17 protein-coding genes are annotated in these 13094 nt (G+C 71.8%); 5 read left to right on the forward strand and 12 right to left on the reverse strand.

Annotated features, from left to right (window positions below; translation table 11 throughout):
• The coding region (locus tag ACFE86_RS16755) for a prephenate dehydrogenase dimerization domain-containing protein (RefSeq protein WP_375456463.1) at window positions 1-381 on the forward strand (381 nt) is incomplete at its 5' end.
• 66 nt (window positions 382-447) lie between these two features.
• Window positions 448-879 carry a PaaI family thioesterase gene (locus tag ACFE86_RS16760; protein WP_375456464.1) on the forward strand — a complete coding sequence of 144 codons (432 nt, stop codon included), beginning with the start codon at window positions 448-450 and terminating at the stop codon, window positions 877-879.
• Between the two features lie 112 nt (window positions 880-991).
• Here the strand turns inward: ACFE86_RS16760 and ACFE86_RS16765 are convergent, their stop codons facing one another.
• The 6 genes from ACFE86_RS16765 to ACFE86_RS16790 all read right to left on the reverse strand — a co-directional run bounded on the left by ACFE86_RS16765 (window position 992) and on the right by ACFE86_RS16790 (window position 6142).
• On the reverse strand, window positions 992-1615 hold the full coding sequence (locus tag ACFE86_RS16765) for a riboflavin synthase (protein WP_375456465.1): 624 nt from the start codon (window positions 1613-1615) through the stop codon (window positions 992-994).
• A gap of 1 nt (window position 1616) precedes the next feature.
• Window positions 1617-2705, reverse strand: coding sequence for a bifunctional diaminohydroxyphosphoribosylaminopyrimidine deaminase/5-amino-6-(5-phosphoribosylamino)uracil reductase RibD (ribD, locus tag ACFE86_RS16770; protein ID WP_375456479.1), 1089 nt, complete (start codon window positions 2703-2705; stop codon window positions 1617-1619).
• 20 nt (window positions 2706-2725) lie between these two features.
• Window positions 2726-3235 carry a transcriptional regulator NrdR gene (gene nrdR / locus ACFE86_RS16775; protein WP_375456466.1) on the reverse strand — a complete coding sequence of 170 codons (510 nt, stop codon included), beginning with the start codon at window positions 3233-3235 and terminating at the stop codon, window positions 2726-2728.
• Window positions 3236-3363: 128 nt separating this feature from the next.
• Complete coding sequence (gene glyA / locus ACFE86_RS16780; protein ID WP_375456467.1) at window positions 3364-4668, reverse strand: serine hydroxymethyltransferase; 1305 nt, start codon at window positions 4666-4668, stop codon at window positions 3364-3366.
• Between the two features lie 188 nt (window positions 4669-4856).
• Window positions 4857-4982, reverse strand: a complete 126-nt coding sequence (locus ACFE86_RS16785) for a hypothetical protein (RefSeq protein WP_375456468.1) — start codon at window positions 4980-4982, stop codon at window positions 4857-4859.
• Entirely contained in the window at window positions 4979-6142 is a 1164-nt protein-coding gene (locus tag ACFE86_RS16790) for a hypothetical protein (protein ID WP_375456469.1), read from the reverse strand. The genes ACFE86_RS16785 and ACFE86_RS16790 overlap by 4 nt, the downstream gene beginning before the upstream one ends.
• Window positions 6143-6269: 127 nt before the next feature.
• Here ACFE86_RS16790 and ACFE86_RS16795 point away from each other — a divergent pair, with 127 nt between their 5' ends.
• The 3 genes from ACFE86_RS16795 (at window position 6270) to der (ending at window position 9149) form a co-directional block, all read left to right on the forward strand.
• On the forward strand, window positions 6270-6878 hold the full coding sequence (locus ACFE86_RS16795) for an NnrU family protein (RefSeq protein ID WP_375456470.1): 609 nt from the start codon (window positions 6270-6272) through the stop codon (window positions 6876-6878).
• 144 nt (window positions 6879-7022) lie between these two features.
• A complete protein-coding gene (locus ACFE86_RS16800; RefSeq protein ID WP_375456471.1) occupies window positions 7023-7733 on the forward strand; it encodes a tetratricopeptide repeat protein in 711 nt (236 codons plus the stop codon).
• Between the two features lie 75 nt (window positions 7734-7808).
• Window positions 7809-9149, forward strand: coding sequence for a ribosome biogenesis GTPase Der (gene der, locus ACFE86_RS16805; protein ID WP_375456472.1), 1341 nt, complete (start codon window positions 7809-7811; stop codon window positions 9147-9149).
• A gap of 98 nt (window positions 9150-9247) precedes the next feature.
• On the opposite strand, the gene ACFE86_RS16810 is transcribed toward der, so the two are convergent.
• The 6 genes from ACFE86_RS16810 to ACFE86_RS16835 all read right to left on the reverse strand — a co-directional run.
• The gene (locus tag ACFE86_RS16810; protein ID WP_375456473.1) at window positions 9248-10387 is read right to left on the reverse strand and encodes a carboxylate-amine ligase; all 1140 of its coding nucleotides are present in this window, start codon (window positions 10385-10387) and stop codon (window positions 9248-9250) included.
• A gap of 88 nt (window positions 10388-10475) precedes the next feature.
• Window positions 10476-10898, reverse strand: coding sequence for a type II toxin-antitoxin system VapC family toxin (locus ACFE86_RS16815; protein ID WP_375456474.1), 423 nt, complete (start codon window positions 10896-10898; stop codon window positions 10476-10478).
• Entirely contained in the window at window positions 10895-11143 is a 249-nt protein-coding gene (locus ACFE86_RS16820) for a type II toxin-antitoxin system Phd/YefM family antitoxin (RefSeq protein ID WP_375456475.1), read from the reverse strand. Before ACFE86_RS16820 ends, ACFE86_RS16815 begins: the two co-directional genes overlap by 4 nt.
• 42 nt (window positions 11144-11185) lie before the next feature.
• On the reverse strand, window positions 11186-11593 hold the full coding sequence (locus tag ACFE86_RS16825) for a dihydrofolate reductase (protein ID WP_375456476.1): 408 nt from the start codon (window positions 11591-11593) through the stop codon (window positions 11186-11188).
• Between the two features lie 61 nt (window positions 11594-11654).
• Window positions 11655-12398 (reverse strand): SDR family NAD(P)-dependent oxidoreductase, encoded by a 744-nt coding sequence (locus ACFE86_RS16830; protein WP_375456477.1) that lies wholly within the window; start codon window positions 12396-12398, stop codon window positions 11655-11657.
• Between the two features lie 9 nt (window positions 12399-12407).
• Window positions 12408-13094 (reverse strand): amidophosphoribosyltransferase (locus ACFE86_RS16835; RefSeq protein WP_375456478.1); only part of this gene is annotated, 687 nt, incomplete at its 5' end.

The raw sequence follows: 13094 nt of genomic DNA on the forward strand, positions 1-13094 counted from the left end.
ATCACCAGCCACGTGCCGCACCTGATCGCCTACAACATCGTCGGCACCGCCGCCGACCTCGAAGCGGTGACGCAGTCCGAGGTGATGAAGTTCTCCGCCGGCGGCTTTCGCGACTTCACCCGCATCGCCTCCTCCGACCCGACCATGTGGCGCGACATCTTCCTGACCAACCGCGAGGCGGTGCTGGAGATGCTCGGGCGCTTCAACGAGGACCTGTCCGCGCTGGCGCACGCCATCCGCCGGGGCGACGGCGAGGCGCTCCACGACCTGTTCACCCGCACCCGCGCGATCCGCCGCGGCATCGTCGCGCAGGGCCAGGAGACCGCGGAGGCCGATTTCGGCCGCGCCCGGGCGGCCGAGGGCGTTCCGAAGGCGGGGTGAGGGCGCTTCGCGGGGGCGGGACGCCGGTGCTTGCCGCCCGCGCGCCGCCGTGCTGCAACGCGTGCCATGAGCGCCGACCCGATCATGACGCTGGCCGAGACCCGCGATTTCCTCGACCGCGAGTTCCCGCAGATGCACGCGGGCGGGCGCGCCTACCACCTGGAGGCGGTCGGCCCGCTCTCGGCGCGGATGCGGCTTGCCGGGAGCGAGCGGTTCCTGCGCCCCGGCGGCACGCTCTCCGGCCCCGCGATGATGGCGCTCGCCGATTACGCGCTCTACGCCGCGATCCTCGCGCAGATCGGCCCGGTCGCGCTCGCCGTCACCACGAGCCTGACCTTCAACTTCCTGCGTAAGCCGAAAGGCCTCGACCTCATCGGCGCGGCGCGGCTGCTGAAGCTCGGGCGCCGGCTCGTCGTCGGCGAGGTGCTGATCACCACCCCCGGCTCGGACGACCTCGTCGCGCAGGCGAACGGGACCTATTCGATCCCGCCGCGGTGAGGTGATGCGCCGGACCGGATGAGCCGCGCAGGCGAGGCCGTGCGAGAGCCCGCGATCCTTCCGTCGCGCCTCATCCGATCGCGTCGGGAGCCGCATGCATCCGCAAGACCGCCTATCCCTCGCGCGCCTCCGACAGCCGCGCCGCGTAGCGCGCGATCAGGTCGACCTCCAGGTTCAGCCGGTCGCCGGCCCGGCGCTCGCCCCAGGTGGTGACCTCCAGCGTGTGCGGGATCAGCAGCACCGAGAAGGTGTCGCCATCGACCGTGTTCACCGTGAGCGACGTGCCGTCGAGGCAGACCGAGCCCTTCTTCGCGATGAAGTGGGCGATGTCCTTCGGGGCCCGCAGGAGGAAGCGCTCGCTCGGGCCCCAGGCGCCCGCGGTCACGCTCTCGCGCGACACGATCTCGGCGAGCCCGTCGACATGGCCGGTGACGAGGTGGCCGCCGAGTTCGTCGCCGATCCTGAGCGAGCGTTCGAGGTTGATCCGCGTGCCGGCCCGCCACGCGCCGACGGTGGTGAGCGCCAGGGTCTCGGCCGCCGCATCCACCGCGAAGACGCAGCCGCCGTCGGCCGGCTCGACCGACACGGCGGTGAGGCAGGGGCCGGAACAGGCGATCGAGGCGCCGAGCGCGATGGTGGCGGGGTCGTAGCCCGCGCGGATCGTGAGGCGGCGCAGGCTTTCGTCGCCGGCCACCGAGAGGACCGTGCCGACGTCGCTGACGAGACCCGTGAACATCTCAGACCCTCCGCTCGTGGGTGACGGCCCGGTCGGCGCCCAGGGCCAGGTGTTCGACCGCGCGGAACGCGCCGCCGGCGAGCCGCGCGGCGAGGTGGGGCCCCACCGCGACGAGCCCGCCGCGGGGCCCGAGTTCGGCCGGGCCGGTGATCAGCGTGCAGGCATCGACCAGATCGGCCTCGGCCAGCGCGTCGGCAAGGCGCGGGCCGCCCTCGCTGCACAGGCGGGTGATCCCGCGCGCGGCGAGCATCGCGAGCGCTGCCGGGAGATCGACGCGGCCGGCCGCATCGCCCGCGACGCGGGCGACCTCGACGCCGAGCGCTTCGAGCATGCGCCTGGCATGCGCCGGCGCATTGTGCGCGGCGACGACGAGGGTCGGCACGTCGTGGGCGCTGCGCGCGAGCACGCTCGACGGCGGCAGGCGCAGCTGCGAATCGAGCACCACGCGCAGCGGCGAGCGCGCTTCAAGGCCCGGCAGGCGCACGGTCAGCGACGGGTCGTCGGCCCGCGCGGTGCCGAGGCCGATGAGGATCGCATCGGCCCGGGCCCGCCACAGGTGCACGGCGCCCTCCGCGACGGCGCCGGTGATGCGCAGCCGCTCCGCGCCGGAGGCGGCGTAGCCGTCGCGGGTTTGCGCGAGCTTGAGGTGGATGCCGGGGCGGCCGAGCGTGACGCGGCAGACGTGGCCGCGATGGTCGCGGCATGCGTCCTCGCGCAGCAGCCCGGTCTCGACCGCGACGCCCGCCGCCCGCAGCCGCGCGTGGCCGCGGCCGGCCACCCGCGGGTCGGGGTCCTCCATCGCGCTGACGACGCGGGCGATGCCGGCCGCGACGATCGCGTCGGTGCAGGGCGGGGTGCGGCCGTGATGCGCGCACGGCTCCAGCGTGACGTAGAGGCTCGCGCCGCGGGCGGCCGCGCCGGCCTCTTCGAGCGCCAGCGGCTCCCCGTGCGGGCGCCCGCCCGGCGCGGTGACGCCGGCGCCCACGATCCGCTCGGCGCCGGGTGCGCCCGCCACGACGACGGCGCCGACCGAGGGGTTCGGCCAGGTCCGCCCGAGGTTGCGCCGCCCGAGCGCCAGGGCGAGGCGCATGAAGCGTGCGTCGGCCCCGCTCACGGACGCGTCCGGGTGCGCGTCCTGCGGGTCTCCGTCCGCTCGGGCGGCGCGACGCCGGCCTCGGCCAGCGTGCCGAGCAGGTCCTCGAAGTCCTTGGCCTCGCGAAAGTTCTTGTAGACCGAGGCGAAGCGCACGTAGGCCACGTCGTCGAGGCCCTTCAACCCCTCCATCACAAGTTCGCCGATCGCCTCGGAGGCGATCTCGGCCTCGCCGCCGCTCTCCAGTTGCCGCGTGATGCCGTTGACGAGCCGCTCGATGCGCTCGGGCTCGACCGCGCGCTTGCGCAGGGCCACGTCGATCGAGCGATGCAGCTTGTCGCGCTCGAACGGCACGCGCTTGCCGGAGCGTTTGAGCACCACAAGCTCGCGCAATTGCACCCGCTCGAAGGTGGTGAAGCGGCCGGCGCAATCGGGGCAGACCCGGCGGCGGCGGATCGCGGCGGCGTCCTCGCTCGGCCGCGAATCCTTCACCTGCGTGTCCGAGCCGCCGCAATAGGGACACCGCATCGGGCGGACCTGGGTTGTCGGATGACCAAGAGGTTGTCCGATGACGAAGAACGGCCGCGGACCTTCCCGGTCCGCGGCCGCAGGGTCGGCGTCTGCGCCGGCTCCCGAAGGGGCGGGCGCCGGACCCGTCAGCCGTAGATCGGGAAGCGGTCGGTCAGGGCGTGGACCTTCCGCTTCACCGCGGCCTCGACCTCGGCGTCGCCGCCCTCGCCACTGGCCACGAGACCGTCGAGCACCTCGACGATGAAGCCGCCGATCTGCTTGAACTCGGCGACGCCGAAGCCGCGCGAGGTGCCGGCCGGCGTGCCCAGCCGAATGCCGGAGGTGACCGTCGGCTTCTGCGGGTCGAACGGCACGCCGTTCTTGTTGCAGGTGATGTCGGCCCGCGACAGCGCGGCTTCCGCCGCCTTGCCGGTGAGGCCCTTGCGCTGGAGATCGACCAGCATGAGGTGGTTGTCGGTGCCGCCCGAGGTGATGTCGTAGCCCTTCGACATCAGCGTGTCGGCCAGCGCCTTGGCGTTCTCGATCACCTGACGGGCGTAGATCTTGAACTCGGGCTTCAGCGCCTCGCCGAAGGCCACCGCCTTGCCGGCGATGACGTGCATCAGCGGACCGCCCTGGATGCCGGGGAAGATCGCCGAGTTGAACTTCTTGGCGAGCGCCTCGTCGTTGGTGAGGATCATGCCGCCGCGCGGGCCGCGCAGCGTCTTGTGCGTCGTCGTGGTGACGACGTGGGCGTGCGGGAACGGCGAGGGGTGGACGCCCGCGGCGATGAGGCCGGCAAAGTGCGCCGCGTCGACCATGAAGTGCGCGCCGACCGCGTCGGCGATCTCGCGGAACTTGGCGAAGTCCCAGTGGCGCGGGTAGCCCGAGCCGCCGGCGATGATCACCTTCGGCTTGTGCTCGTGGGCCAGCGCCTCGACCTGCTCCATGTCGATGCGCTGGTCGTCGCGGCGCACGGTGTAGGAGACCGGCTTGAACCACTTGCCCGAGACGTTGGGCGGCGCGCCGTGGGTGAGGTGGCCGCCGGCGGCGAGATCGAGGCCGAGGAACGTGTCGCCCGGCTGCAGCAGTGCCAGGAACACGGCCTGGTTCGCCTGGGAGCCAGAATTCGGCTGCACGTTGGCGAAGCCGCACCCGAACAGGCGCTTGGCGCGCTCGATGGCGAGGTTCTCGGCGATGTCCACGAACTGGCAGCCGCCGTAGTAGCGGCGCCCCGGATAGCCCTCCGCGTACTTGTTCGTCAGCACCGACCCTTGCGCCTCCAGCACCGCGCGCGAGACGATGTTCTCGGAGGCGATCAGCTCGATCTCGTGCTGCTGGCGGCCGAGTTCCTGATCGACGGCCTTGGCGATCTCCGGATCGGCATCCGAGAGCGAGGCGGCGAAGAAGCTGTTCGAGAAGTGCTTGTCGGCGGCGGTACCGGCGCTCATGGGTGGCCTCTGTTCTCGTGTGCGGGCGGATCGGCGCCGTCGTCCCGTCGGCGTGTACGGGCGAGCCTTCGTAGCGCGACTCCGGACACGCGTGTACACGCGTGCACGTGCCGCGCCAACGTCGGCGTTTTTGCCGCGGGGCTGAAGAAAAGTTGATCCTTCGGGGCGCCGCCGCAGGTGGATCACCCTTACACCGGAAGATTGGTCTCCACCAGGACCGTCTCGGTGTCGAACCCGGCCGCGTGCCACGCCTCGACGGGGACGTGGAACACGCGGCCGCCGCGCCGGCCGGGGTCAACGGTTCCCGCGCTCACGGCCACACCTTGATCGCCAGCGGGCGCCGGACGAGGTCGCGGTCGGAGGTGATGGTGCAGCCCTCGGTGCGCAGCGTCGCGTAAGTGAGGATTGCGGCATCGCCGACATCGTCGAAGTTGCGGCCGGCGGCCGCCGGATCAAGCAGCGAGGGATAGGCGATCAGGCCGCCGGGCGCGGCGCAGGGGTCGTCGTAGAGCGTGGCGCCGGCGACCAGCAGCCGCGGCACGTCCCAGGCGAGCAGGTCGCGCGAACTCGTCCAGTAGAAGCCCGATTGCGGAAAACCGTCGCCGGCCTTGGCCATGAACACGGCGATGAAGGCGCCGCTCGCCCGGTGCCGCACCACGGCGCCGACCGGCGTCGGGAACGGCGTCACCGGCCTGCAGGTGTCGCCGCGCGGCGACCCCGTCCGGTACGGGTCCGGGAAGGACGCGGTGAAGCCGGTGCCGGTCCAGGCGCGCCAGCGCGACGGGTCGGCGGGCCGGTCGCTGCGGAACAGGCACACCCCGGCCTCCTGCTCGCCGGGCCGGTCCCAGCCGGTGGTCGAGGCGAAGACGTAGCGCCAGCGCCCGTCGGAGACGATGTTCGACGGGTTGAAGAAGCCCCGGTGCCGGCCCTGCCCGATCTCCTGCCGGAACGGCGCCCCGGCGACCACCGTAGGCGGTATGTCCCGTGAAAAGCTGCGGCCTCCGTCTTTCGAGGTGGCGGCGGTGATCGTGTTGTACCAGCACTCCAGGTAGACCTTCGACCGGCAGCGGCCGGGATGCGCGTTGGCCTGATACTCGTGGTGGACCAGCGCCGCGACGGCCTCGCCGTCCTCGGTCCAGGTCGCGGTGATCCACGAGCGGTCGTCGTAGAGCGCCGGGTCGGATTTCTCGCCGGAATCGAGCACCACCCGGCAGTCGAGCTTCAGGTGGTCGAGGTCAGGCCCGCGAAGGGCCCGGTTGCGGTAGTGCAGGCCGAACAGGGCCATGGCTCCGGACCCGTCGCGAAAGGCGCGGGCCGAGGAATCGGGCACGTCGGCGCCGTCGCAGGCGTCGCGGCCGGCCTTGAACACCACGGTGGGCGGGCCGACCAGCGTCAGGCTCGACAGCGGCGGCTCGGGCGCGGCGATCGCCCCGGCCGGGACGAGGAGGACGAGGAGCGCGAGGCGCAGGCGCATGCGAGGGGACCGGTCGGGTGCGTCCGGCGCACGCCTGGACAAATGCCGGCAGAGTCTGTTGAGAACCGTTACGGAACGGCTTCCCGGCCGCGCGGGTGGCGCTTCCTCCACAGCCTGAAGGCTTCCCATGCTGATCCTCATCCTCGGGCTCGTGCTGTTCCTCGGCACGCACGGCTTCTCGATGCTGCGCACCCGGCGCGCGGCGGTGGTCGGCCAGGTCGGCGAGAGCCGGTACAAGCTCGGCTACATGCTGCTGTCGCTGGCCGGGCTGGTCCTGATCGGCATCGGCTTCCAGAGCTACCGCGAAGCCGGCTACATCCCGGTCTGGGACCCGCCGGTCTGGACGCGCCATCTCGCGCTGCTGCTGACCCTGTTCGCCTTCATCGCCTTCGCCGCGACCTACCTGCCGGGCCACATCCGGGCGCGGGCCAAGCACCCGATGCTGCTCGCGGTGAAGATCTGGGCCACCGCGCATCTGCTCGCCAACGGCGACCTCGGCTCGATCCTGCTGTTTGGCAGCTTCCTCGCCTGGGCGGTGCTCGCGCGGATCAGCGCCAAGCGCCGGGCGCTCTCGGCCGATCAGGTGGTCGCGGCCCATGGCGGCGCGGCGGCGGCGCCCGCGGGCTGGCGCAACGACGCGATCGCGGTCGGCGTCGGCGTGGTGGCGTGGTTCGTGTTCGGGCGCTACCTGCACTACCCGGTGATCGGCGTGTATGCGTGGCCCGGCATGGCGTGAGGCGGCGTCCGGTCGCCGAAGCCTTCCTGGTCCCCGAAGCCTTCCAGTCTCAGAAGCCTTCCGGTCGCCAAGCCGCCGCGCCCGTGCTAGGCGCGGGGCCTGCGCGACGCTGGTCGTCCGGCCCCGAGGCCGGACCGGGATACGATGGCTGAGAACAACGAGTTCATCCGCGAGGTCAACGAGGACTATCGCCGGGACAAGGTCGCCGAGATCTGGCGCCGCTACAGCGGCCTGATCATCGCGGCGGCGATCCTTCTGGTCGCCGGCGTCGGCGGCTGGCGCACCTGGCAGACGTCGCAGCGCAACGCGGCCGAGGCCGCCTCGGAACAATTCGACCAGGCCAACCGCCTCGCCCGCGAGGGCAAGGCCACGGAGGCCGACAGGGCGTTCGACGCCCTGGAGGCGCAGGGGCCGGCGGGCTACCGGCTGCTGGCCCGGTTCCGCTCCGCCGCCGAGGCCGCCAAGCGCGACCCGGCTGCGGGCGCGGCGGAGTTCGAGACGATCGCCGGCGACACCGCGCTCGGCGACGGCCTGCGCGACCTCGCCCGCTTGCGTGCGGCGCTGATCCGCCTCGACCTGCCCGACCCGGCGCCGGCGCTGGCCAGCCTCCAGGGTCTCGCCGCCGGCAGCTCCTTCCGCCACACCGCCCGCGAGATGCTCGGGCTCGCCGCCCTGAGGAACGGCCAGATCGACGAGGCCGGGCGCTGGTTCGACCAGCTCAACGCCGACCCCGAGACGCCGCAGAACCTGCGCCAGCGCATCGAGGTCTACGTGGCGCTCGTGGCCGGCGGCCCCGTGACGGTCACCGCGGCGAAGCCCGAGCCCGCAGCCCCGCCGCCGCCGATCACGCGCTGACACCTTCGACGCAAGACCTCCGGCACCCGGCCCGCCGCGCCGGCCGGCGCTTTCGATGATAGAACGGACCCCCCCATGGAACTGCCGACCGTCGCGATCGTCGGACGGCCGAATGTCGGCAAGTCGACCCTGTTCAACCGCCTCGTGGGCAAGAAGCTCGCGCTCGTCGACGACCGTCCCGGCGTCACCCGCGACCGCCGCGAGGGCGACGTCGCCTTCGGCGGCCTGAACTTCCGCATCATCGACACCGCGGGGCTGGAGGAGGCCGATTCCGCCTCGCTCGTCGGCCGCATGCGGATGCAGACGGAGGCCGCGATCCTGGAGGCCGACATCGTGCTGTTCGTCATCGACGCGCGCGCCGGCGTGCTGCCGGCCGACCAGCCCTTCGCCGAACTCGTGCGCCGGGCCGGCTGCAAGGTGATCCTCATCGCCAACAAGGCCGAGGGCGGCGCCGGCATGGCCGGCGCCTACGAGGCGTTCGGCTTGGGGCTGGGCGACCCGATCCCGTTCTCGGCCGAGCACGGCGAGGGCGTCGGCGAGCTGCACGAGGCCCTGAAGCACACCCTGCCCGAGATGGAGGACGACGACGCGGACGACCCGCGCGGGCGCGCCCTCAAGGTCGCCATCGTCGGGCGCCCCAACGCCGGCAAGTCGACGTTGATCAACCGGATGCTCGGCGAGGAGCGCCTGCTCGTCGGCCCCGAGGCCGGCATCACCCGCGATTCGATCTCGCTGGACTGGGAATGGCGCGGGCGCCGGATCAAGCTGCATGACACCGCCGGCATGCGCCGCCGCGCCCGGATCGAGGACAAGCTCGAGAAGCTCGCGGTCTCGGACGGCATCCGCGCGGTGCGCTTTGCCGAGGTGGTGGTGATCCTGCTCGACGCCACGATCCCCTTCGAGAAGCAGGACCTCACCCTCGTCGACCTCGTGGAGAGCGAGGGCCGCGCCCTGGTGATCGGCCTCAACAAGTGGGACCTCGTGGCCGACCAGCCAGGCCTGCTCAAGGCGCTGCGCGCGGACTGCACCCGGCTGCTGCCGCAGGTGCGCGGCGTCGCGGTGGTGCCGCTCTCGGGACTCGCGGGCGACGGCGTCGACACGCTGATGCAGGCGGTCGTCGAGGCCGCCGAGGTCTGGGACAAGCGCGTCTCGACCTCGCGGATCAACGACTGGCTCTCCGAGGCGACCCAGCGGAACCCGCCGCCGGCGGTGTCGGGCCGCCGCATCAAGATCCGCTACGCCACGCAGGTGAAGAGCCGGCCTCCGCACTTCGCCCTGTTCGGCAACCAGCTCAACGCCCTGCCGAAGAGCTACACCCGCTACCTCGTCAACGCGCTGCGCGAGGCCTTCGACCTGCCCGGCACCCCGATCCGGCTGAGCCTGCGCACCTCGTCGAACCCGTTCGACAAGGGCTAAGCGTCATTGCGCGAAGTGGCCGCCGGTTCGCGCGAGACAATGATGCGGCACCAAGGAGATCGAAGCAGGCTTTCGTTGGCGAAGCCACGAAAGACTGCTCAGGCTGCCGGCCCGGCATTGCCCCGGGTCGTCTCCGCCAGCCAGTCCACCACTTTGTCCAGCGCCTGACGGTTGGCGAGCCCGGCCTCGCGCGCGGCGTCGAACGCCGCGACCTGGGCGTCGGCGCTGGTACCCGTCTTCGCGATCGTGCGGGCATGCGCCACCTCCGCCGTGCAGCCGAGCGCCGCGGCATCCTCGGCGATCAGCGCGAGCAGCGCATCGAGGGCGGCCGCGAAGGGCAGGGCCACTTCCTGCGCCTCGTCGATCAGTTCGGCGCCGATCCCGCTGCGCTGGGCGCGCCACAGGTTCTCCCCGGCGAGCGCCCGCGAGACGCCGTCGAGGCCCGCGTTCAGGTCCGGCCGCCGCACCGCGCGGCGCACGAGGCAGCGGAACAGCGCGGCGATCGTCAGCGCGTCCTCGAGCCGTGTGCACGAATCGGCGATCCGCAGTTCCAGGGTCGGGAACTTGATCGAGGGGCGCAGGCTCCACCACAGGAAGCTCGCATCCCGGATCGCGCCGGCGCGCGTCATGATCCGCACGTAGCGCGCATAGGCTCGCGCATCGGCGAAGAGTTCGGGCAGGCCGGTGCGCGGCAATTCGCCGAAGGCGCTCAGCCGATAGGCGGACAGCCCCGTCGGCTCGCCCTGCCAGAACGGGGACGAGGCCGAGAGCGCCAGCAGCAGCGGCTGGAACGGCAGCAGCCGGTTCATCAGGTCGACCCGCGCCTCCGGGTCGGGCACCTCGACATGGACGTGCATGCCGCAGATCAGGCTGCGCCGCCCGACCAGCCCCACGTCGCGCAGGATGCCGCGATAGCGGTCGCCCGCCGTCGGCACCTGCCGCGACCAGTCGGCCACCGGATGCGTGCCGGCGGCGAAGATCAGCAAGGCGTGCTCGGCGGCGAGGTCGGCGAGCGCGCCGCGCTGACGGCCGAGCGAGGCGCGGGCTTCCCCGAAATCCGTGAGCGGCGGGGTGCAGACCTCGACCTGGCATTCCAGCAGCTCGCGCCCGGTCTCGGGCAGGCGCTCGGCCGCCGCCACATGGAACGGTTTCACCGAGTGCCGCGGCGTGCCGCGGGTCTCCGCGTCGGCCAGGAAATACTCTTCTTCGATGCCGAAGCGGTAGCCGTGGGCGTTCATTCTTGTCTCCCATCGGGGTCGGACGGGCATATAGGCTCTTGCCGGCGGTGTCGGGGTCCGGTGCCCCGATCCGCGGTCGCTATCCGCCTTATGCCGTCACGATCTCGAGGCCGAGTGCCTGCGCCGCCGCTGCCATCTTGTCGTCGAAGGTCGCCAACACGGCGGAGGCACGGCGGCAGAGGGCGATGTTCAAGGCATCGGGCGTGCGCAGGGTGAGATCGAGGCGGCGCAGAAACGTCGCCGCATCCGCCACGTCGGATGGATTGAGTTCGACGCGATGGGCAACGCGGAGGAGCCAGTGATCGAGAGTGGAAAAAGCCGCTCGCGCCTGTTCGGCGTCGATCTCGTTCATGCGGACGCGTCGTCCCAGCGCCGAAGCGAACTCCGCGGCGGCGAAATCGCTGACCACCGCAATCGGTGCGCGGCTTCGGAAGAAAGCGTCCGCACGCTCCGTCAAGGGATCGTCCGTCAGCAGTGCCACGAGGACGCTGGTATCGAGGTAGACCTTCACCACTCCTCGTCGCGCAGGCGGCTCACGAGCTGTCCGGCATCGTCGGACGGCCTCCGCGTTCGAATGCGGCGCTGCGCCAGCCAGTCGAGATCTTCGGGCAGGACCGGTCTCCCCGATTGCCGGATGGGATGCAGAGCAACGACCGGCCGCCCCTGCCGGGTGATCAGGACACCTTCACCGGACAGAGCACGGTCGATCAGATCGGACAGGTTTCTCTCCGCGTGATCGACGCTGTGCTCGCTCATGGCCTGAGCCTACGGGGCGGGCAGCCATCCTGTCCAGACGGACTATGCCCGCATCGCCCCGCCCACCAGCCAAGCCGGGTCGAACCAGCGGTCGGCCTCGCCGTCGTAGGGCAGGCGGGTGACGTCCCAGTTCTGGATGTAGGGCGCGTAGACGTTCCAAACGGCGATGCCGCCGCCCACGAACACGCGCCGGCCGGGATAGCGCGCCAGCACCGCCTCCGGGTCCTCGCGGGAGCGGATCACGGCGATGGTGCGGTCCGCGAACGCGAAGTCCGGGATCGAGGCCACCGTCTTCGGGCCGGCGATCAGCACGTGGCCCATGGTCAGCGCGAAGAACCGCGTCACGTCCTCGACGTAGAGCGGATCGGCGTTGCCCTCCCACGGGAGCTGGCCTTTCAGGCCGAGCTGGCCGCGCTGGCCGATCGCGCAGATGCAGCGCACGTCGATCATGACATCATCTCGCAAGACGGGCTCTGCCCGGATCCCCGCCGGGGCCTTGGCCCCGGACCCCTCAATGTGGCGCCTGCGGGGTCAGCACGCGGTCGGTCGGGAAGTCGTAGATCCGGCCGCTCTCGGTCGAGGCGGGGCTTGCCAGCCGCACGACGTGCGGGGCGAGATCCTCCGGCGTCCGCAGCGTCTCGGGGTCCTCGCCCGGCATCGCCGCGCGGCGCATGGCGGTGCGCAGCGGGCCCGGGTTGAGCAGCATCGCGCGGACGTTCGTGGTCGCGGTCTCGGCCGCATAGGTGCGCACCAGCGCCTCCAGCGCCGCCTTCGACACGGAGTACGGGCCCCAATACGCCTTGCACGTGGCGGCCGCGCCCGACGTCACGAAGACCGCGCGGCCCGCATCCGACATCCGCAGCAGCGGGTCGAGGGAGCGGATCAGGCGCCAGTTCGCGGTGACGTTGAGGTCCATCACCTGCGACCACACCTTCGGCGTGATGTGCCCGATCGGCATCAGGTTGCCGAGGATGCCGGCATTGCCGACCACGATGTCGAGGCGGCCCCAGCGCGCGTTGATCGCCGCGCCGAGCCGGTCGATGCCGTCGTGGTCGGTGAGATCGAGCGGCACCAGGGTCGCGGTCGATCCCACCTTGGCGATCGCGTCGTCGAGCGCCTCAAGCGCGCCTTGCGTGCGCGCCACCGCGATCACGTGCGCACCCGCTTCCGCCAGGGCGAAAGCGGCCGCGCGGCCGATCCCGCGCGACGCACCGGTGACGACGGCGACGCGGCCGTCGAGGAGCCTGTCTGCCATCCCTCGACCTCAATCGGCTTCGGCGAGCATGGCGAGGCGCTTCGGGCCGGCGATGGCCAGATCCGTCAGCCCGGTCGGGTAGTCGCCGGTGAAGCAATGGTCGGTGTATTGCGGGCAGGCCTCCTCGCGCCGCGCCTCGCCCATGGCGCGGTAGAGACCATCGATGGACAGGAAGGCCAGCGAATCCGCGCCGATGTAGCGCCGCATGCCCTCAAGGTCGTGGGTCGCCGCGAGCAGCTTCTCGCGCTCGGGCGTGTCGATGCCGTAGAAGTCGGGATAGGTGATCGGCGGCGAGGCGATGCGGAAATGCACCTCGGCGGCGCCCGCCTCGCGCATCATCCGCACGATCTTCACCGAGGTCGTGCCGCGCACCAGGCTGTCGTCCACGAGCACGATGCGGCGGCCCTCGATCACCGCGCGGTTGGCCGAGTGCTTCATCCGCACGCCGAGTTCGCGCACCGACTGCGTCGGCTGGATGAAGGTGCGCCCGACGTAGTGGTTGCGGATGATCCCCATCTCGAACGGGATGCCGGTCGCTTGCGCGAAGCCGAGCGCCGCCGGCACGCCGGAATCGGGCACCGGCACCACCACGTCGGCCGGCACGCACGCCTCGCGGGCGAGTTCCCGGCCGATGTCCTTGCGCACCGCGTAGACGCTCTTGCCGTTCACCACCGAATCCGGCCGGGCGAAGTAGAT

Origin of the sequence: uncultured Methylobacterium sp. (genome assembly GCF_964244095.1) — a bacterium.
GTDB lineage: Bacteria > Pseudomonadota > Alphaproteobacteria > Rhizobiales > Beijerinckiaceae > Methylobacterium.